Here is a 20,013-nt window from a genome sequence, read left to right on the forward strand (position 1 = left end):
GAAGGACAGTGGAGTTTAAAACAGAAGGACAGTGGAGTTTAAAAATACGTGAGTGGTGTTGTGTTTCATGTAATAGCCATCACGATAGGGATGTAAATGCTGCGATAAATTTATCAAGATGAGTAAAATAAATGCTTGATAATAGGAGGTAACGATACTGCCTCGTGTGGAGTGTTATACCCCTCGTCCCTTTGGGGCTGCGAGAACACTTTGAAGCACTAACTTGTGTAAATTTGATTGAATTGTATAGATTTAGTTAAGTTTATCGTATCGGAAAGTGTTTTTGGCGAGTTATTAAATGCAAAAGAAGAAGTCTTTTGCATTTACCTTTTAAATAGACTAGATAGTACGTTTAGCAGTCTATAATTGTAATTTTTTGGTACAATTATATTGAAAGGTGAAAGGAGCTTCTAACATGTGGCTAATTTCGGAAATTTGGCCTGTTATACTAGTCGGGGGGATTGTAGTATTTGTAATAAAAAGACTGGAACATAAATATAAGCATGGCAAATTGGGTAAGAAAAAATCAAAAGAGGCTCAACTGTTATTAGATAGTTTCATACCTATAGGAATGCTTTTTGGCTGTATAATCGGTTTGATTTTCGGCATGTTTTTCCCAGATTTCTCACTGCTTTCCATTAGTTTAGGATCCGGAATAGGCTATTTATTTGGTTTTTTTGCCTATGAAATTTATAGCAAGACAGTAAACAATTTTTGTTAATCCAAAAGGAATAAGGGGGACAGTACATAGTAATCATATAAAATATGTAACTGTCCTTTATTTTTGCATCAATGTTATCAATTTTTCTTCCACATCCTATACGCCTTTTTTATTGATTTTTCTCCCCTCTTTCTTTCGCATATTCGCTTTTTTGTTTTTCTCGGCTCTATACCCAAAGTAAAGTATCGCACATGTAGTAATAGAACCTACAATGTATCCTAAAAAGCCTCCTAACCAAAACATAATATAAATTGCCCCCAATCCATTATAAATTTTATGTAACAGACATCTGTAAAACGTTCTCGGTACCTCCGTTTTTTATTACAGATTGGAAAATCCCCTTAACCATTCCATCTATGAACACTCTGTCTTCTCTATTTTGATTATTATCTATAAAGTTATTTATACCACTAATTCTTCCATTATCTCAAATAACAATTTTATTATAAAATTCGCACTTACGTTACATATATGTAGCATTACTGTTTCTTTTTCATTTAGCCCTTAAAACTGTTCTATAATTTGAACGAGTTCGCTCTTTTGTACGAAATACCATTTATGCTACTGGCACTTCTATTTTTCTAAGAAATACAATCCCATTCTTTTTACTTTTACAACTTAAAAACAAAAAACCCCCTCAAAGCATGAACTTCAAGGGGTGAGCCTGTTTTTTATTTACTTATATACGTACAGCTGTACCACTGACAGCTACCATTAACATTCCATCACGAACAACCTCGTAATCTACGTCAATACCAACGATAGCGTTCGCACCTTTTTGTTTTGCAAGTTCTTTCATTTCGCCCATTGCGATATCACGAGCTTCTTTAAGCTTACTTTCATAAGAACCAGCACGACCACCGACAACATCACGAACAGAAGCGAATAAATCGCGGACAATGTTTGCACCCATAATAGCTTCACCATTTACAATATCAATATACTCAATAATCTCTTTACCTTGAATTCCAGAAGTTGTTGTTACAATCATGACTGACACATGGAAAAAGTATCTAATCTATTGAATTACCTTACAGGAATGTGACAGTTTTGTAATAATAAAACGCGCATTATGTTCCATTTTAATAAAGCGCTTTAATATTGGGATACATAAACGATTCTCTATTTTCTTTCCAATCTTTTTCTACTTCTTTAAAAGTTGGTCGTCCTAATTCTTTATTATTTTCATGTTTACTAAACCACTTTTTCACATACTGGTCTCCATTTTTATTTTGAACTGTACAAAGGAAGCTATTACTGCTATCCTTTAATATTTTTACAATCACGAAAAGGCACCTCTTCCCTTTTAAATAACATGATAGAACTTGATCTTTTACTATAAGCCCTTCCTCTCTTATAGTCATACGACTCCTCGGCCGCGCCAAAGTTGTAAGATCAAAAAAACGATATTCACTATGTTTATATTTTGCATAATTGATATGTGAAGTAAATATTATTTAAAGAAATCAGAGTTATAAGCATTATGCTTATCAAATATTTTATAAATTTCTAACTTATCATCTAATGTTGCATCTACTAAAATTAATATATTTCCATCGTAAATATATTCTTCATACTTTTTAGCATGTTCTTCTGGAATTCCTAATCCTATAAATGCTCCTATTAAACTTCCAGCTCCTCCGCCAATACCAGCTCCACCAATAGCTGCTGCGATTGGTCCTGCTGCTACAATTGGACCCATTCCAGAAATGGCAAGTATACCAAGGCCAGTTAATAAACCACCTAGTCCCCCTGCTACTCCTCCTGCTACAAGCCCTGTCGCTGAAAAGATATCTGCTTTATGTGCAGTTTCATTCTTAACTTTTTCACCCGATTTTTCTTCCAGGTGTTCAATTTCCTTTTGATCCTTCGCAATAGCTGAAATGTTATCTGCTGGGTATCCTTTATCATTTAATTCATTAATAACGAGTGCCGCATCATCAATTGTTCTAAAAACACCTACTATTTTTCTATCTACATTCATAACTATTAACCTCCTAAAGTTTTATGTAATGTATCTTTATTTTTCTTCATTTCTGTATACACTAACCTTCTTATTAACATAACCATTTACGAAAAATGCGAATAGTAAAAGCACTACAAGTGAACTACTTAACAAGTAAATTAAATCAAATGTAATATCAATCATCATTTCATTCATGTATACCAGGCTCCTTTTTATTTAAAGTAAAAGTATATTTTGATAGACTAATCTACTAAACATAGACATCTTACAATTCATCTTCAGTCAATCTCTTTATAGTATATGTATACCCTTCCTAACTCTTTCTAAACGTAAAAAACTTTAATTATATTTTTCTTATTTATACGTTTAACATCTTCTAAAACGGGTATGTTTATATTGTTATGCTCACTATATGGAAAGGAATATTACGATGAACGCCATTCACTCTACTACTATTTCTTATAATGAAACACCTACAATAACTCAGATTCATCATTTTTATGCTTTAATGACAACATTTCAAGCTAATTTGTTTATAAGTAAACATGGAACAATGACATCAATCAAAAATTTAAGCACTCTAGTATCCTTTTTCCTTACTGTAAAAAAGAAAGATCTTGTATTATTTATTTTTGAAGGAATAGATGCAAAAAAAGCTTTAAGAACACTCTTTCCTTCTTAGAATGTTTGTTATCCTCTATTCCCCCGTTTACTACCTTTCATATATGTTTTTATATTTCAAAATGATTTCCTCTATGAAAAAAGAACCCCCTAATACAGTAGGGGGATTTCTAGTTTGGCCTTATGAAAACTGATATAATATATATTACGTTTTTTATTCTTTAAAATAGAAAACTTTTAATAATCTTGAAGGTAGGAATTTTTGATGAAATCGAAAGCAAAATTTAGTATTCGTTACAAAATTATGGCTGGTTATTTAGTTATCATTTTGTTCTTGCTTATTTCTTTCATTATGTTAAACAATGGGATTTCCAGTTTACAAAAATCTCGTAATTTTATTATTGATCACGATTTTAAAGTTCTTAATTTAACGAATCAAGTGGAGAAAGATTTACTAACAATTGAAAATAAAGCGAAAGGATTTATCACTTCTAATGATGCAAATTACGTTCAATCCCTTAACGCTGCAGAAAAGGATTACGAAAAACATTATCAAGATCTTTTTTCTTTATTAGAGGATAACCCCTCTCAGCAAGAAAAATTAAAACAGATTAACGAAAACATTACTAGTTGGATTAATAAAGAGATTCACCCACTCATTACAAATAATAATAGTAATAATGTACAAACAATCGACACGACTCAAATTCAGTCATTACAGTCGCAGCTAACTAACTTCCGTAGCACTGAGGAGCAACTAACGAAAAAAAGAGCTGCACAATTAGATATTGAAAATAATAAATTAGAGATTTGGTTATACAGTTTATTGTTCTTACTTTCTTGTATTTCCATTATCGTTTCACTCTATATTTCGAATTCCATTACAAAAACGATTAAAAATGTAATTCAAGCTATTAAATCCATTTCTTCCAAAGAAAAAATTACGGAAAGAATTCATGTAAATACACATGATGAAATAAAAGATCTTGCTCATACAACAAATCACCTACTAGACGAAATATCGAAAAGAGAGTGGTTACAAACTGAGCTTGCAGAATTAATTTTAATGTATCAAGGTGTATCTTCTATTGAGATGTTAGGTAAAAAAATTCTGAGTGGAATTATACAAAAAACGCAAACTTCTTGCGGTGCATTTTATGTTCGTGAAGAAATTGAAGACACTGTCTACTATGTGAAGAAAGCTTCTTTCGCCGGTCAAGGTCCTGATGTTGGAAAACAGTCTATTAAAATGGGTGAAGGTTTCATTGGACAGTCTGCTTTAGAAAAGAAAAGTTTTATTCTCAGGGACATACCTGAAGAATTCCGTTACGTTACTACTGGATTATTAGAAATACGCCCTAAAAACCTACTAGTCATCCCTATCTTATTTGAGGATGAAGTGATCGCAGTAATGGAGTTAGTAAGTGTAACTGAGATTTCAGACTTACATCAAGATTTAATTCAACAAACCGTTGATAATCTAGGTTTAACAATCCATAGCATTATGGGACGTATGCGAATTCAAACTCTTTTACATGAATCACAAGCAATGACAGAAGAGTTACAAGTTCAATCAGAAGAATTGCAAACGCAAGCGGAAGAACTACAAATGCAAGCAGAAGAATTACGAACAACGAATGAACAATTAGAGTCTAGAACTGAAGAAGCTGAGCAGAAAACAGCTGACTTACAAATTACTAAATCAGAATTAGAAGAAAAAGCAAGTGAGTTGTTACGCAGCTCAAAATACAAATCTGAGTTCCTAGCAAATATGTCACATGAATTACGCACACCGTTAAATAGTATTTTACTATTATCTGAAATGTTAAGAGAAAATCATGATAACAATTTATCCGACGATGAAATTGAATTAGCAACCGTCATTCATTCATCAGGGAAAGACTTACTTACTTTAATTAATGACATACTAGATTTATCTAAAGTAGAAGCAGGCAAACTAGACATCATTTTTGAAGCAACGAACATAAGTGACATGGCAGCCAATATGCATCAAAACTTTTTACATATAGCTGCACAAAAAAATGTCGAATTTACTATTGAAGACAGTGATACGATTCCTGATTTGTTTTATACAGATGCAAAACGGATTGAGCAAATTATTAAAAACTTATTATCCAATGCATTTAAATTCACGGAAAAAGGATCCGTTTCTTTACATTTCGATTCAATAGAAACAACCAATTTAAGTCATGATATGCAGTCTATAAGTAAAGATTGGATTACAATTTCAGTAAAAGATACTGGTATTGGTATCGCTAAAGAACAGCATCAACTTATCTTCGAAGCCTTTCAACAGGCAGATGGAGCAACGATTCGAAAGTATGGTGGTACAGGATTAGGTTTATCTATTTGTAAAGAGTTTGCTAGATTGTTAGGTGGTTGGATTACGTTAGAGAGTAATGTAGGAGAAGGTAGTACTTTCACGGTATATATTCCTAACCTTCCAAATGGATTACATGATATACAGTTCTCCAATTTAGAAGTCGCAGCAACGATAGAAGATGTTATTCCTGCTGAAGTTGTTGAAGAAACTATCGTTACTACCGAAACAAATAACGTCTTCCAAGAGAAAACCATTTTAATTGTCGATGATGATCATCGAAATATATTTGCGTTACAAAATGCATTAAAAAAACAAAACGCCAACATTATTACTGCCCAAAACGGCATAGAGTGTTTAGAAATACTAAAAAGCAATACAAATATTGACCTTATTTTAATGGATATTATGATGCCTAATATGGACGGTTATGAAACGATGGAAAATATCCGAATGAACTTAGGGTTACATGAAATACCTATTATCGCATTAACTGCTAAAGCAATGCCAAATGATAAGGAAAAATGTTTATCTGCTGGCGCTTCAGATTATATAAGTAAACCATTAAACCTACATCAACTCTATTCGGTAATGAGTGTATGGTTAATAAAATAAGTGAGGTTTAGTTGGAGTGGAAAATAAGTATTATAATTTTGATCCATCAGTAGATACGGATGAGCGCACGAACTTAGAAATTGAATTACTATTGGAAGCGGTATTTAAACTATCAGGATTTGATTTTCGCCAATATGCTCGCACATCTATTTATAGAAGGATTTGTAATCGAATGCAGCTCTCTAATATCCCAACCATTTCAAAATTAATTGAAAAAGTAATTCACGAGGAAGGGGTTTTAGAACAGTTATTAAATGATTTCTCGATTAATGTAACTGAGATGTTCCGTAACCCTGCCTTTTTTAAAGCGCTAAGAGAGCATGTTATTCCTGAATTGAAAAAGCAACCTGAAATTAGAATTTGGCATGCTGGATGCGCAACTGGTGAAGAAGTATTATCGATGTCCATCTTACTTCACGAAGAAGGATTAAGTGAAAAGTCGGTTATTTACGCAACAGATATGAATACAAATGTGTTAGAAAAAGCAAAACAAGGCATCCTCCCGTTAAATAAAATGCAAACTTATACGAAAAACTATTTACAAGCTGGCGGTACACAAGCATTTTCTAACTATTATTCAACAGATAATCGTTTTGCTTATTTTAATCCTTCACTGTTACAAAACATTATTTTTGCACAGCATAATTTAGTAACCGATCAATCTTTTAACGAGTTTCATATTATACTTTGTCGTAACGTTTTAATTTACTTTACAAGTAAACTTCAAAATCAAGTGCAGCAACTATTTTATGAAAGCTTAAGTCACAATGGATTTCTATGTTTAGGAAATAAAGAAACTCTTCGTTTTTCAAATATAATGCCGCATTATACCCAATTTAATCCTAGTGAACAAATTTATCAAAAAATACAATAAAAAGCGTATGAAATCCTCTGTTTGGATTTCATACGCTTTTTATTTCGCATTCGTTTGTATCATAATTAGACACATATCATCTGATTGCGCTTTCTTTTGTTCTTCCTTGTAAAACCCTTCTATCTCGCCTTCTAAATCTCCCCATTTTCTTTCTGTAAAAGTACGTAATTTCTCTTCAGACTCAAATTCATCATTTGCAATTGCTTCAAGAACACCATCTGTAAACAATAATATTTGAGCGTTCTTCTCAAAAGGTATAACTGTCTTTTTAACTTTTATTTCATCAAAAAATCCTACGGCACAACTCCCGCGATCTAGTTCAACTACATTTGTTTCATCGACTAAAACGTATCCAGAAGGATGTCCTGCATTTACATATTCAATCGTTCTCTTTTCTGTATCTACTACTAAATATATCGCTGTAAAATAATATGGAATATCGTCATTCTCATTATGTAAAAGAGTCATATATTTATTTAAGTCTTTAATGACAAGTTCTGGATCGATTAAAGATTTAATCGTTTCACGTAATACAGACGAAATAAACATACAAACTAATGAAGCAGATATACCATGTCCCATCACATCTAATAATATAATACCGTAGCGGTTTCCATCGATTTTATACCAATAATACATATCTCCAGCTAATTTAAATGAAGGTAAGTAACTTGCTTCAATTTCTATATAATCTTCTCTTAATGGGCTACTTAATAAGTTTCTTTGTACTTGCGTAGCTAAATCTAGTTCATTCCGAAGATTTTCTTCTTGTTCTTTATGCCAATTTAATTCCGATTTCAAGCGTAACGCTACACGCATACGTGCTAATAGTTCAACTTTATTTATAGGTTTCGTAATATAATCCATTGCCCCCATATCAAGAGCTTCGGCCAACTTATTTGCATCCTCTAAAGCTGTAACAAAAATAATAGGAATATCTTTAAACTTCTCCTCTTTTTGTAATCGCCTACAAACTTCAAGTCCATCAATTTCAGGCATCATAATATCTAATAGTATTAAGTCAATTTCATTATGCCTGGAAGAATCTTTTCCAAACTGTATGTATTCGAAGAGCTCTTGTGCAGAATTGAGCGATACAAGATCATGATATCCGGCTTGTTTTAAAATTTTCTCAATTACAAATATGTTAACCGGATTATCATCAACAATTAAAATGGACACAAGTTATTTCCCCTTTTCTTATTTAAAATGTAAATCTAATATCATTTTCTATTTTTCTAGTATTACATACTCAGTTACAAAATGAAAATTTCGTACTCAAACATATTTATACAACAAAAGAACAAACCCCTAGAAATAGGAATTTGTTCTTTCACTGTATAAATTTCTACTTTTAATTTAACACCATTGCTTTATCATTTAAAAGACGATCTAATTCTTCCATATGATTTGTTTCATCTGCAATCATATCTTCTAGTTTTACAACTAACTCTGTCATATTTAATTTCGCTGCCTGTTCTTTTCTCGTTTCATAACGCTTAATTGTTTCATATTCTGATTGTCTAGCGGATTCTAACATTTCTCTAACATCTTCTACTTGTTTCACTGGTAAAGGGATCGTAGTAGGTGTACCACCTAACGTCTTAATTTTCTCCGCTAAATATAGGGCATGTCCTTGTTCATCACTAATTTCAGATTCAAAGAAAGGTTTCAATACTTGTCTATATATACCAGAAACTGTAGCAGCATTATGGTTATACATAATAATTGCTGAGTATTCTCCTGCTAAATCTTCATTCAATCCTTCGATTAGTTCTTTCACATCGTGTGACATTTTTATATCTCCTCCTATACTTAATAACTACCCCTTTTCTCATGTTTTAAACATAATTCTTTTAAATTTTTATGTATCTAAAAATGCAGCTTGCTTCAATTTACTTATCGCTTGTCTTTTAATACGAGAAACGTGCATTTGCGAAATACCTAACCGTTCTCTTGTATCTTTTTGATTTAAATTTTCTCCAAATATATAATGAATAACACTCTTTTCCATATCATTTAATACGTTAAAAATATCCTCTAAAACGAGACGTCTTTCTGTCTGTTCATATCCTTGCTCTACTTCACCTACAGATTCAATTCTCGCTACCGAACTGCCGTCAGATGAATTTTCAACTACATCATCTAAGGAAGATACTCGATAATTATTTTTCGCATCCATAATCTCTAGAACTTCCTCTTCCGATAGTCCTAAATGATCTGCAATCTCTATAATCTTCGGTGAACGCTGCAGGTGATCTGTTAACTCCTCTATCGCAAGTTTAATTTTCCCGCCTAAATCTTTAATTCGCCTTGGAACATGAATACCCCAAGTTTTATCACGTAAATACTTCTTTATTTCGCCTACTATCGTAGGTATTGCAAACGGCTCAAAAGCATTCCCTATCGAATAATCATACCTTCTTATTGCGCCTAAGAGCCCTAACATTCCTACTTGTATAATATCTTCATGCATCGGCCCACCTTTTGAATAGCGATATGCAATGGAATATACGAGATTTTTATAATGATCAACTAACCTTTCCTGCGCTTCATTACATTGGTTTTGTTGGAATTCTGCAATTAGCTTAATAACGTCTTCTTTAGTAAGAGTTGTAGGTTGAGATTGGATTTCCATCATTCTCCACCTGCTCTCTTTGTATATATTTTGTCATTAAAACTGTCATGCCCTCATCATGCATGATTTGTATATCATCCATTAACGTATTGATTAAATATAAACCTAAACCATTTTCCGGCAAATGTTCTACTGGTTTATTAATATCATACGGACCGACTTTACTTTTTAAGCTACTGAAATCAAAGCTAACTCCATTATCCGCAGCCATAATTTCTAATCGATCTTCATATAGACCAAAGACAATTGTAATTTCTCCAACGTCTTCTTTATATGCATGTTGTACAATGTTTGTACATGCTTCACTAATAGCAATTTTCATATCTTCTATATCGTCATAAGCAAAGCCCATTCGATTCGCAACACCAGCCATTGTTAAACGAATAATAGCCACATATTCTGCTTTTGCAGGAATTTTCATTTCTATCTTTTCAAATCTCTCCATCATCCCTAGTCACCTTCTTTCTACTTTTTCAAAATCGGAATTCAAATTTAATATTTCTGTTAGCCCTGTAATATCAAATAATCTTTTTAGCCTTTTAGATACACCAATAAACTCTAGCTTCCCATCATTTTTCTTAACTGCTTTTAATAAAGCTATAAAAACTCCTAAGCCTGTACTATCCATATAATCTACGTTATGAAAATCTACTACAATATGAACCTCTTTTTCATTTGCAATAGGCATAATCTTATTTTTTAAATCTGATGCCGTATATGCATCAATCTCACCATTAAGTTGTACCGTATAACCTAAATCATTTTGCAAAATATTTATTGCCAAATTCATCATTTCCGCCCCCTTATCTTAAACTTCTACTATGTAATTACCCATAAAAATTAGTTTAAAACATATTTTTTATTTTAATTATAAATAAATTTTCTACACCTTTCTCAGCTTAACACTAAAAAAAATACTACCAAATGTTTAAACCTTATAAATTTGTGTATGTATAATGTATAAACATTATTTTTAGGGGGATCTATCTATGGAAGAGCAAAACTTTAAAAAGGGAGATTTCGTTCAATTTTCTTATCGACACGATCATGCTACAAAGTTAGTTGGTTCCATTATTAATATACTAACGAATACAATTGTAGTTGATATAGGTAATAACGAGGACTTATCTCATATAGAACCAAGGCAGGTCGTAAGAATAAATAATTGTAAAAGAGTAACGATGGTTTAATATGTAATATAAAGTGTAATCTCAATCAGTGGGGCCATCCTCACTGATTATTTATTGAATAAACATGATGATTGCGAGCAACCTTCATACAGATTACATTAAAAAAGCATCCAAATTATTTTAATTGGATGCTTTTTTATGTATATTTATCAGTTCATTAACCCTATCGCTATATATAACAAACTTAAAATTACTATTCATTATCATACTTACGCTTTCCGTAGCATTCTAGAGAAGAATGTGACGATTAAAATAAAGACGATTGCGCCTAATAAAGCTGGAAGAATAAAGATGCCTCCCCATTCAGGACCCCAGTGACCAAATAATGCACTACCAACCCAAGATCCGATTAATCCAGCAATTACATTACCAACTATACCTAAAGGAAAGTCTTTCCCTGTAATCATTCCAGCTAACGCACCAATAAGTCCACCTACAATACATGTAATAATAAGTCCCACAATTAAACCTCCTATATTATTTTTATATTGGATTCATCAAGCTTTGGTATGTAACCAAAGCTTGATGAAAATGTATTATTCTTTATTATCCAACTCATCGCTTATCTTTTGTTTCACTTTTCCGACTTTTTCTTTTATCGTTCCCTTCGTCTTCTCCCACTTCCCTTCAGTTTTCAACTCTCTATCTTCTGTAACTTCACCAATTCCTTCTTTTATTTGTCCTTTTTTCTTTTCAACTTTACCCGTAATTTTTTCTTTTAGCCCGCTCTCACTCATATTTCCCATCTCCTTTTCGTAATAGATTTATAGATTTAAAGGATACAAATTTAAATAGAATACATGCATCTTCTTTCTTGTAACCATTCACCGACTCTTTCTAAATCCTTAACGAATAACAAGATTTTCCCTTCATCCAGCTTTTCTTCATAAAAGTTCGCTTCTTCCTCATTAAGCCCTAACTCCTGCATCTTATTTCTTAACTGATCTCCTGTTTTTTGAAAGACGTTAATAATGCTTGTCCCAAGTCCCTCCTCTTTTATCCCAATTGTATTCACGTCTGCATTGTCTGCAATTCTATCTGTCCTATCTTTCTCATGTGTTAATACGTAAATATCTTTTTGTTCTATTCCTTTCTTCACTAGATCATTCGCTGCATTCATGACCTCTTTCTCCGTAATAAATTCATATACAAAAGGTTTACTATACTTCGTTTCCATCTTTAACTTCCTCCTTTAAAATGAATTATTTGTTATATTATATGTAGTACACCTATTTTCGAAATGTTAAACATAAAATTCAAAAAAAGTTATGTGAATTTTGATTTTAATAGAAAATAAACAACATCATTTACCACTTTAAAACATCTTCTACTTACAATAACCTCCTAAATTAACGGAAAATTGTTATAATTGAACGTAAGGAGGGATAATATGAAAAAAATCATATCTATATGCGCTCTAACCGCTCTATCTTTCACTTTAATAGGTTGTACAAGTACCTCGGTTACAGATAAAGCTTCACAAGTTAAGCAAGAACATACACAAAATACCTTTCAATTAAACTCCGCAAATATTACCGACATTGAAATACTGAAAACAACAAATCATACTACGTCCAAATCTCAAACAGATAATGAAGAAATGATAAAATCTATCGTTTCAGCAGTTCAAAATGGAACACCTAAAACTATCACTTTAGATCAAAAAAAGAAACAATCTGTGCATTCTACTATAACCGTTACATATAAAGATGACGAAAAAGAAGAGTTTCTTGTTTGGGTTGATAATAAGGAACAAATTACAATTGCCAAAGATGAGAAGAAAGATAAGGTAGAAAGTGTGATAGTGAATATTAAAGATACTAAAATGATGAAGGATTTCTTTTAAAATTCTAGTTAACATTAAAAAAAGAGTAGGATTACATCCTACTCTTTTGTTTAATCATACCCAATAAATAGACTTTTATAAGATCTATTTAAGGTCTAATTTTGCTAAATCATGTTGTAAAACATTATTTCCTTCTTGTGGGTTAAATACGATTGCACTAAGACCAAAAACATTCGTAACAACATCTCTATCTTTCGGACGAATGATTCTTACTTCATAAGCAAAAAGTGCTGGAGGAAGAGCTGCTGAACGAAAAGTAACATATCGATTAGGTGGCAATGTTTGCGTTGAAGGGTCTATTAATGGTAACAATACCGGAGAACCAGATGACCAATCAAACATTTCAACAGTTACTCTACGAGTATCGTCGGGATCAACATTCATAGCATCCACAGTAAGAAATAACGTAGCGGAATGTCTACGTAATATACCCGTTGATAAAGTTTCATTATGATGTTCACAGCATTTTTTTGGAGGGTGACCATAGCCATAACTCATACCAATTCCCCCCTTTCATTTACAATTAAGGACAAGTATTCCTTATAATATATAATGCTAGTATTCTTTTATTGAAAGGTATAAAAGCGGATTTCTATCTATATTTTTGGATATTTTGTTTTTTATTTATTCGCTCTTAAAGAATAAAGTGAAACTTTAAATCAGCCCTCGCCAATAGAGGTCTTACTCCCCGACAAATAGCGGGATAAATCTATTTTGAAAAGGACCTGCTCCATTCATTCGTAAAAGCATAAAGTAAATGGAATCCGTTAAAACACATGAGTGACCCCTTGGTTTTCCCTTCCTATTAAAAGGAGGAACTGTTATGGGCTTTGGTGGTAGTTGTGGTGGCTGTGGCTTCGCTGGAGGATTTGCTTTGTTAGTTGTATTGTTTATTTTATTAATCATCGTTGGAGCTGCTTGCTTCTGCTAAAAAACTATCGGAAAAGACACCTTTATATGAGTGTCTTTTCTTCATAAAAAATACGCAATGTGCAGTTTAAGTGTAAGATGTAGTATTACATCCCCCTCCAAAATGAACTTCGATACTATAAATTTCGTTTAGGTGCAATCTTAAAATTTTAGTTTAATAGCAATATGGTGAAACTCTATTCCATATAATATTGCTATTGCAGAAAAGTAAAACAAACTGGACAACCTAGATTTCAAACTGTAAGATTAGATGTTGGTGAAATTGGGCGGCAAAGCATATATAGAAAATAGGTGTTAATTTTGAAAATCAATAAAAAATTCGAACCAATAATTTTTAATATCTTTATGATTTTAGGTATATCTAGTATTATCTCTTTCGTCATGGTTTCAATGAATGTTGGATATACAGCTTTATTTCTCAAATCATGGATGAAAACATGGGGAATTGCTTTCGTACTTGCATTTTTAGCTTCTAAATTATTACCCTTTGTAGTTAAAAAGATAATGAAAATCTTCACTTTTGTTGAGAATGATGCTTAAGAATAAAGTGATGTACTACTCCGGTTCATTCCAATTAAAAGAGTTTATTATCACAAATACTTAACCTAGTAAAATGTTTCAAATCGGAGGAAGACACCTTACAGGTTGTCTTTTCTTTATAAGTAAAAAAAGCCCACCTATTTCCGTAGGCGGGCTTTATCTTTATTACACAATACGAAAGTATACTCTCTTTTTCACTGAAATTTTATGTAATTTTACATATTCATGAACATACATGTCTTGATGGACTTTATCTATATACTCATGGCAGTAATCCATTGAAAATGTATCTTCTTGAAAGCAAAACTCTCTTTTAGAAAAAAAAGACACCCTAAAGTTCATTCCTCCGACTTGAACCTCTTTAATTTTAATAATATGTATTGGACTCTTATTTAAAAAATAATCTAATGTATTCCAATAAGAGAAAGATAATGATAAAATAAAAGTGCAACAAGATGTTGCTTAGTTTTTAAATTTTATGGGAATAACACAAAAGCTAGGTTTGGTCGCCAAGTTTTTTCATTCCTATCGGTCATGAAATACCCCGGTTGGTCGCTGGGGTATTTCTTTTTTATTAACGTATATATAGGTCTATTATGGACAAAATAAAATATAATCTTAGTAGAAGATAGAACACTGACATCTTTGCCGCTTCTAAATCACTTTGGTCTTGTGCGAAGAAAGTATGGTCAGTACTTTCAGCTCAGTGTTCGATCTACTTTAGTTTTTGAGTTGAGTGTTGCTAATCATAGCAGCACTTTTTTACATTCCAATTTGTTCTTTGATGAATTGAATTATATGTTTTACAAACTGGCTTTGCGTGAAGAAGTAATGAATATTTCTCAGTACTGTCGTCCACGATGCTAGATTACTTACGAAAGACTGGGATTCTGTCTTTTTGGTCGCCTTTTTTTTACGTTTTTTCATTCCTGTCCCTCCCTTCATAAGGGAAGGGCAAAGATGGCACATTTTATATTTTAAAGAGTTATATAGAAGAGGACAAGCTATTCATTAGCAAAATAAAGAAAAGACACCCTAAGGTGCCTTCCTCCGACTTGAACCACTTTAATTTTAATAATATGTATTAGACTCCCATCCAACTATTATTTTACTATGTTAAGTTATTTTTGTTTATTGAGAAATACAATAATTTATTTATGTTGGTCGTCTGTATGGTCCATGCAGCGATTAACAAGAGGACAATAGCAGTGATGACACCTAAAAGTCATTGCTTGAGCCGATGGCTAGAAACATAAGCATTACTGTGTATTTATGAAATCTCATTATAAGCAACCTCCTAGTGGAACTACACATTGCTAGAAAAATATATATACTTATACTTGATAAGTTCTTATTTTAATCATATATAAAAGGAAATGAAACCGGCTATAACAATCAATGGAAAGATTACTGCGAGTTTATTTTTTAGAGGGACACGCTTGCCTGGGACGCCGGGGATGGATAACAAAAGCTAGTAAAACAATTACTCCAATAATACCTAAAAGTGTATGAATGATGATCATCCTCCTAAGTAATATTATTATTAAAATTATATCACATTCAAATGTTTATAAAGTAAATATTTTACAATATAACCCAGATGTTGCATTTTTAAATTCAAAAAAGCCCCTCAAAGCATCAGCTTTAAGAGACCCCATCCTATCATCTTCTCTCTTCATACAATCGATTTGCTTTATACGAGCAAACGAAATACATACATGTCACAACGGGGATAAATGTCAAAAAAAGTCCTCTCATTAATGCAAATGGCGTTTCAAATAAGAATGACCATAGAAATGATACACCTTGCTTATCCCATAATCCTGGCGTCAAGTATAGTTCTTTCGGATTTACAAAGGCTCCTAAATTCATTGTATTACTATACATAAATAAAAATAATATCGGCAAATAACAGATCGCTAATTCTAAAAATGTTTTAGATAGACGCTTATACTTCCCTGCTCGTGACATTGGATCTGAAAAAATGTCATCTTCACTTTCTTCATCTACCTTTTTAAAATATTGCGTACCTGACCACCTATTACCAGCTATATGCTCCCAGCCACTATCTTCAAATAATGTGCAGTAATTAATAAAATCACTTTTTCTACTAAATACTCTATGGTCTATTTTAATCGTCGCATCTTCCGGTTCTGTATATCTAAATGTATAACCAAATGTATTGCTTTCTAGTTGATAGCCTTTCCAAGCCATCTCCTCTAACCATTTTTCCTCTTTCTCAAAGTCTAAAAAGAATTTCAATCTCCACATCATCGTTTCCCCCTAACTATACGTGTAATAAACTTTTTGTAACCGCAATAATGTGCTGCATTCTCATAAAGTCTAAATGCAATACTTCTTTCCCGCGTTCCGTAATGACATACACTTTTCTTCGTTTATCTTCGCTTTTTACCGATTCTATTAACCCTTGTTTTAATAAATTTTCAACCGCACCATACAATGTACCCGCTGCGATTTTCACTTGATGATTACTCAGTTCCTCCACCTTTTGCATAATTAAATATCCATGAGCTGGCTCTAACAAAGCTAAAAGAACGTAATACGTTGTTTCCGTTAATGGTAAATTTTTATCTCTATTCATAAAGACCTCCAATGTAACGATAAGTATATAGCTAAACTATATAGTTCAACTGAATAGTTTCATTTTATACAGTCAGACTGTATATGTCAAATGTAGGAATAACTTTATAACCCAAAACAAAAACGCTACCTTTTTAAAAGATAGCGTTTTTGTTTTATCCTTGCTTATTCTTCGCCTTCATTTGCTCTTCATAAACAAACTTCGCGGTCATAAAGTCGTTAGAAAAATCTTTCAATGCATTCTTCATTACATTTAATTCTTCTTGTGATTTAATTTCAATACTGTTTAAGAAATCAAATGCTTTTGATTGTTCCTCCGCAACAAAGTTTTGTGTCATATAGTCATCTTGGAAGTCTTGCTTCGCCTTTTCTTTTACTTTATTCATTGCATCTGTTTTGTTTATGCTTTTCATAGGGTTTTCGAATGCTCCAGTAGGTTGTTCCGGTTTTGGCTCTTCTTTCTTTTCCGGCTGTTGCGCTGGTGCTGGTTGTTGTGGTTCTTGCTTTGGTTGTTCTTGTTGAACCGGCTGCTGCGCTACTTGTTGCTCTTTTTTCGCTAACTCATCTTTTAACTTCTTCACTTGCTCATCAAGAGATTTTTTTTCAGTTTCTAACACACTCATATCACTTTTCAACTTTTGCGTCTCTTCAAAATATTCATCTACTAATTTATTATATTCTTTCTCAGAGTACATTTTTTCACTGGTTGATGTCGTTTTCTCTTTCGTAACAACTACATTAATAATTATAAATAAGGCTACAATTCCTATTAACGCAGCGAAAATCTTCTTTTTATTCATGATTAATCCTCCAAAATGTAAAATTTCAAAAATTATCATAACAGACCAATTCGTTTTCACCTGTCATATTTTGTCGAATCAATATAATAAAAAAAAGCATCTGAAACAGATGCTTTTTTCTCATTCTTAATACGTAAACGTAATCGTCACTAAAGAATACCCTTCTTTCGCATTGTAAGGCTCCGCTTTATAAGAAACTCGATTTGCCCCTTGCGGATAATCGATTTCGCCAATTGCCTTTTTCACATCTTGCAGTGCACCATTCATTGATTGCTTGTACAGCACTTCAATTTTCTCTGGTTTTGCACTATAACGCTGCTGCATTTTATTTTTTAATTCGGTATAGTTGTTTACGATATATTCATTTCCTAAATAGTTTAACTTTGTATCTTTTAATATTTGCTGATATGCAGGCGTTTTCGTACTACCTGCCGCAATTTTGTTTGTCAGTGTACTATAATAATTTGTTGTAGCTTGCGGATAGTCTCCGCGGTTCCACTCATGATTTCTTGCGATTTGTTCATCTGATAAATTGAAATACGAATACGTTACGCGGCCCTGTTCATCTGGAACCGGATCATCGAATGTTGTATCCAAGTGATACCATTTGTTTTCGATTTTCACTAAATTCCAAGCATGAGGTTGTCCGTCCCCAGTTCCTGTCACGAAATGATTTTCAATTCCTGCTTCTTTTAATAATTGATAAGTTAATAGTGCGTAACCTTGGCAAACCGCAGAACGATTTACAAGTGCTTCATATGCTGTGTAAGCTTTATAAGACGTATCATAAGAAACATGTTTTACTACGTAATCATGAATCGCCTTCACTTTTTCGTGATCATCCATTCCAACTTGAGTAATAGAAGAAACGATTGCTTTCGCTTGTTTCATGACATATTCCGTCTGTTCTTTCGTTTCACGATATGTAATCTTAAGCGTAAATGTATAATTTCCAGGTGATCCAGAAAGTCCATATGAAACATTCGATCTATTATTATTTGTATACTCATTTTTACTTGCAACTTCTTTATATGCGTTAAAAAGTGTATTCATCACTTCGTTTGTATTATTGTTTTTCGTTTTATATGGAAGTGTAATAGTCGTTTCATACGTATTAATACGCTTTTGTACTTCCTCTTTAAACGCTGTTAATAATGCCGCATCTCCTGTGTCTTTCACATCAGCATTTTTATACTTCAAAGTTTTATATAAAAACTGCGCATACTGTTCACGTGTTACTGTGCCATACGGTTCAAAATTCCCGTTCCCTGTGCCATCTGCGATTCCATTTGACTGCACTGCACTAATTGCGTTTTCTGCCCAAAATGGATTTGGAACATCCTTAAAGGTATGTTTTTGTTTTGCCGCAAGATGGAAAGCATTTGTAAGAATTTGTGCCATTTCCGCACGACTCACAGAAGCTTTCGGTCTAAATTGGCCATTTTCATCACCTTTAAAAACTCCTAAATTCGTTAAAGTTAATACCTCTTCTGGAAACATTGTAGAACTTTGATTAATATCACCGTAAGGATTTTTAAACGTAGACCCATCCTTTAATACGTAACGAGTTCCATCATTACTAAACGAACCGCCTTGTTTATTCGGTACTAACACTCGATAAATTAAAGCCGCAACTTGCTCCCTTGTCGCAACATCTCCAAAACCAAATATCCCATTTCCATAACCGGAAATAATATTTTTACTCGCTAAATCTTTAATCGCAGGATATGACCAATGTGATGTCGGCACATCAGAAAAAACACCCACTTCAGCAGCTTTTACATCGCTGCCATTTGTATATAACAACGCACCACCAATAAGTGATAGTGATGTAATTGATTTTAATAGTTTTGTGTACATAATTTCTTCTCCCAATATGTTCTCTATTTTTGTTGGTTTATGTCGAAAAATCTAAAAATATGACAAAATATATTATACAATTAAAAGTTTTTGAGGGATATATCGAATTTTAAAATATGCAAAAATTCATATTGTTATAAGGATTCATAGTGATATTATGTTGTTTTACTTGCGAATATACAAATAAAAAAACGCTCATCTGAGCGTTTCATCTATATACCTAATAATTACTTTTTCTACACTTCGAACTCTTCTTCGGTAATAATCCTTTAATCTAACAACTCTTTATTCTCCAATATTTCTTCAGCCCGATGGCCCTCCATGCGTATATTGTATAACACTTGTTGTATTAACCTTTGATTGGTCTGTTGAAACATTTCATCCATTTAGAAATAGTTCTATTGAATTTTTCACCACTAGCCATAAAAATATCTTATAATCTTTATATAATAAATTATTGTATTAGGAGT

At 32.5% G+C, this 20,013-nt stretch carries 28 protein-coding genes; 9 read left to right on the forward strand and 19 right to left on the reverse strand.

Annotation, left to right across the window (positions count from 1 at the left end):
* Together ASE54_RS37140 and ASE54_RS18535 are read left to right on the forward strand one after the other, a co-directional pair.
* Window positions 1–122, forward strand: a 122-nt coding sequence (locus ASE54_RS37140) for a transposase (RefSeq protein WP_235567853.1), incomplete at its 5' end; no start/stop codon positions are given.
* 293 nt (window positions 123–415) lie between these two features.
* The gene (locus tag ASE54_RS18535) at window positions 416–721 is read left to right on the forward strand and encodes a hypothetical protein (RefSeq protein WP_000266265.1); all 306 of its coding nucleotides are present in this window, start codon (window positions 416–418) and stop codon (window positions 719–721) included.
* A 96-nt stretch (window positions 722–817) separates the two neighbouring features.
* Here ASE54_RS18535 and ASE54_RS36415 read toward each other — a convergent pair whose 3' ends face one another.
* The 5 genes from ASE54_RS36415 to ASE54_RS36420 all read right to left on the reverse strand — a co-directional run bounded on the left by ASE54_RS36415 (window position 818) and on the right by ASE54_RS36420 (window position 2,882).
* Window positions 818–964 carry a hypothetical protein gene (locus ASE54_RS36415; protein ID WP_000498641.1) on the reverse strand — a complete coding sequence of 49 codons (147 nt, stop codon included), beginning with the start codon at window positions 962–964 and terminating at the stop codon, window positions 818–820.
* Window positions 965–1,400: 436 nt separating this feature from the next.
* A complete protein-coding gene (locus ASE54_RS18540) occupies window positions 1,401–1,712 on the reverse strand; it encodes a heavy metal-binding domain-containing protein (RefSeq protein ID WP_000637513.1) in 312 nt (103 codons plus the stop codon).
* Window positions 1,713–1,803: 91 nt separating this feature from the next.
* The gene (locus ASE54_RS18545; RefSeq protein ID WP_000635853.1) at window positions 1,804–2,007 is read right to left on the reverse strand and encodes a DUF4028 family protein; all 204 of its coding nucleotides are present in this window, start codon (window positions 2,005–2,007) and stop codon (window positions 1,804–1,806) included.
* Between the two features lie 167 nt (window positions 2,008–2,174).
* Entirely contained in the window at window positions 2,175–2,705 is a 531-nt protein-coding gene (locus ASE54_RS18550; protein WP_001100085.1) for a general stress protein, read from the reverse strand.
* A 36-nt stretch (window positions 2,706–2,741) separates the two neighbouring features.
* Window positions 2,742–2,882, reverse strand: coding sequence for a hypothetical protein (locus ASE54_RS36420; RefSeq protein WP_001004568.1), 141 nt, complete (start codon window positions 2,880–2,882; stop codon window positions 2,742–2,744).
* 235 nt (window positions 2,883–3,117) lie between these two features.
* On the opposite strand from ASE54_RS36420, the gene ASE54_RS18555 reads away from it, so the two are divergent.
* The 3 genes from ASE54_RS18555 to ASE54_RS18565 all read left to right on the forward strand — a co-directional run bounded on the left by ASE54_RS18555 (window position 3,118) and on the right by ASE54_RS18565 (window position 7,138).
* Window positions 3,118–3,369: a hypothetical protein gene (locus ASE54_RS18555; RefSeq protein ID WP_000991351.1), complete on the forward strand. Its 252-nt coding sequence runs from the start codon at window positions 3,118–3,120 to the stop codon at window positions 3,367–3,369.
* A gap of 204 nt (window positions 3,370–3,573) precedes the next feature.
* A complete protein-coding gene (locus ASE54_RS18560; RefSeq protein ID WP_000836708.1) occupies window positions 3,574–6,264 on the forward strand; it encodes an ATP-binding protein in 2,691 nt (896 codons plus the stop codon).
* A gap of 16 nt (window positions 6,265–6,280) precedes the next feature.
* Complete coding sequence (locus ASE54_RS18565; RefSeq protein ID WP_000429046.1) at window positions 6,281–7,138, forward strand: protein-glutamate O-methyltransferase CheR; 858 nt, start codon at window positions 6,281–6,283, stop codon at window positions 7,136–7,138.
* 39 nt (window positions 7,139–7,177) lie between these two features.
* On the opposite strand, the gene ASE54_RS18570 is transcribed toward ASE54_RS18565, so the two are convergent.
* From ASE54_RS18570 to rsbV, 5 genes are all read right to left on the reverse strand, one after another.
* Window positions 7,178–8,320, reverse strand: a complete 1,143-nt coding sequence (locus tag ASE54_RS18570) for a fused response regulator/phosphatase (RefSeq protein WP_000025522.1) — start codon at window positions 8,318–8,320, stop codon at window positions 7,178–7,180.
* Window positions 8,321–8,492: 172 nt separating this feature from the next.
* The gene (locus ASE54_RS18575) at window positions 8,493–8,933 is read right to left on the reverse strand and encodes a ferritin-like domain-containing protein (RefSeq protein WP_000017755.1); all 441 of its coding nucleotides are present in this window, start codon (window positions 8,931–8,933) and stop codon (window positions 8,493–8,495) included.
* A gap of 69 nt (window positions 8,934–9,002) precedes the next feature.
* The gene (gene sigB, locus ASE54_RS18580) at window positions 9,003–9,779 is read right to left on the reverse strand and encodes an RNA polymerase sigma factor SigB (RefSeq protein WP_003259164.1); all 777 of its coding nucleotides are present in this window, start codon (window positions 9,777–9,779) and stop codon (window positions 9,003–9,005) included.
* The gene (rsbW, locus tag ASE54_RS18585) at window positions 9,742–10,224 is read right to left on the reverse strand and encodes an anti-sigma B factor RsbW (RefSeq protein WP_000970581.1); all 483 of its coding nucleotides are present in this window, start codon (window positions 10,222–10,224) and stop codon (window positions 9,742–9,744) included. Before rsbW ends, sigB begins: the two co-directional genes overlap by 38 nt.
* A gap of 6 nt (window positions 10,225–10,230) precedes the next feature.
* A complete protein-coding gene (gene rsbV / locus ASE54_RS18590; RefSeq protein ID WP_002083007.1) occupies window positions 10,231–10,569 on the reverse strand; it encodes an anti sigma b factor antagonist RsbV in 339 nt (112 codons plus the stop codon).
* 196 nt (window positions 10,570–10,765) lie between these two features.
* Here rsbV and ASE54_RS18595 point away from each other — a divergent pair, with 196 nt between their 5' ends.
* Complete coding sequence (locus tag ASE54_RS18595) at window positions 10,766–10,966, forward strand: hypothetical protein (RefSeq protein ID WP_000392513.1); 201 nt, start codon at window positions 10,766–10,768, stop codon at window positions 10,964–10,966.
* A 209-nt stretch (window positions 10,967–11,175) separates the two neighbouring features.
* Here the strand turns inward: ASE54_RS18595 and ASE54_RS18600 are convergent, their stop codons facing one another.
* From ASE54_RS18600 to ASE54_RS18610, 3 genes are all read right to left on the reverse strand, one after another.
* Window positions 11,176–11,427 carry a GlsB/YeaQ/YmgE family stress response membrane protein gene (locus tag ASE54_RS18600; protein WP_000522902.1) on the reverse strand — a complete coding sequence of 84 codons (252 nt, stop codon included), beginning with the start codon at window positions 11,425–11,427 and terminating at the stop codon, window positions 11,176–11,178.
* A gap of 75 nt (window positions 11,428–11,502) precedes the next feature.
* Window positions 11,503–11,703 carry a CsbD family protein gene (locus ASE54_RS18605; RefSeq protein ID WP_000004256.1) on the reverse strand — a complete coding sequence of 67 codons (201 nt, stop codon included), beginning with the start codon at window positions 11,701–11,703 and terminating at the stop codon, window positions 11,503–11,505.
* Window positions 11,704–11,753: 50 nt separating this feature from the next.
* Complete coding sequence (locus ASE54_RS18610) at window positions 11,754–12,143, reverse strand: general stress protein (RefSeq protein WP_000448818.1); 390 nt, start codon at window positions 12,141–12,143, stop codon at window positions 11,754–11,756.
* Between the two features lie 213 nt (window positions 12,144–12,356).
* On the opposite strand from ASE54_RS18610, the gene ASE54_RS18615 reads away from it, so the two are divergent.
* Window positions 12,357–12,812 (forward strand): hypothetical protein, encoded by a 456-nt coding sequence (locus ASE54_RS18615; protein ID WP_000720866.1) that lies wholly within the window; start codon window positions 12,357–12,359, stop codon window positions 12,810–12,812.
* An 84-nt stretch (window positions 12,813–12,896) separates the two neighbouring features.
* Here the strand turns inward: ASE54_RS18615 and ASE54_RS18620 are convergent, their stop codons facing one another.
* Window positions 12,897–13,310: a hypothetical protein gene (locus ASE54_RS18620; protein ID WP_000120208.1), complete on the reverse strand. Its 414-nt coding sequence runs from the start codon at window positions 13,308–13,310 to the stop codon at window positions 12,897–12,899.
* A gap of 325 nt (window positions 13,311–13,635) precedes the next feature.
* Here ASE54_RS18620 and ASE54_RS34765 point away from each other — a divergent pair, with 325 nt between their 5' ends.
* Both ASE54_RS34765 and ASE54_RS18625 read left to right on the forward strand, forming a co-directional pair.
* On the forward strand, window positions 13,636–13,743 hold the full coding sequence (locus ASE54_RS34765; RefSeq protein WP_000505670.1) for a YjcZ family sporulation protein: 108 nt from the start codon (window positions 13,636–13,638) through the stop codon (window positions 13,741–13,743).
* A 299-nt stretch (window positions 13,744–14,042) separates the two neighbouring features.
* Window positions 14,043–14,282: a DUF2798 domain-containing protein gene (locus tag ASE54_RS18625; protein ID WP_000700210.1), complete on the forward strand. Its 240-nt coding sequence runs from the start codon at window positions 14,043–14,045 to the stop codon at window positions 14,280–14,282.
* 762 nt (window positions 14,283–15,044) lie between these two features.
* Here ASE54_RS18625 and ASE54_RS36425 read toward each other — a convergent pair.
* The 5 genes from ASE54_RS36425 to ASE54_RS18645 all read right to left on the reverse strand — a co-directional run bounded on the left by ASE54_RS36425 (window position 15,045) and on the right by ASE54_RS18645 (window position 19,543).
* Entirely contained in the window at window positions 15,045–15,209 is a 165-nt protein-coding gene (locus tag ASE54_RS36425) for a hypothetical protein (RefSeq protein ID WP_000746319.1), read from the reverse strand.
* 735 nt (window positions 15,210–15,944) lie between these two features.
* A complete protein-coding gene (locus ASE54_RS18630) occupies window positions 15,945–16,556 on the reverse strand; it encodes a DUF2812 domain-containing protein (RefSeq protein ID WP_002083001.1) in 612 nt (203 codons plus the stop codon).
* A 13-nt stretch (window positions 16,557–16,569) separates the two neighbouring features.
* Window positions 16,570–16,884, reverse strand: a complete 315-nt coding sequence (locus ASE54_RS18635) for a PadR family transcriptional regulator (RefSeq protein ID WP_001078063.1) — start codon at window positions 16,882–16,884, stop codon at window positions 16,570–16,572.
* 154 nt (window positions 16,885–17,038) lie between these two features.
* Window positions 17,039–17,683: a hypothetical protein gene (locus ASE54_RS18640; protein ID WP_001035205.1), complete on the reverse strand. Its 645-nt coding sequence runs from the start codon at window positions 17,681–17,683 to the stop codon at window positions 17,039–17,041.
* A 126-nt stretch (window positions 17,684–17,809) separates the two neighbouring features.
* Window positions 17,810–19,543 carry an S-layer homology domain-containing protein gene (locus ASE54_RS18645; protein ID WP_000288186.1) on the reverse strand — a complete coding sequence of 578 codons (1,734 nt, stop codon included), beginning with the start codon at window positions 19,541–19,543 and terminating at the stop codon, window positions 17,810–17,812.
* Between the last annotated feature and the right edge of the window lie 470 nt (window positions 19,544–20,013).

Source organism: Bacillus sp. Root131 (assembly GCF_001429475.1).
Classification (GTDB): Bacteria; Bacillota; Bacilli; order Bacillales; family Bacillaceae_G; genus Bacillus_A; species Bacillus_A thuringiensis_S.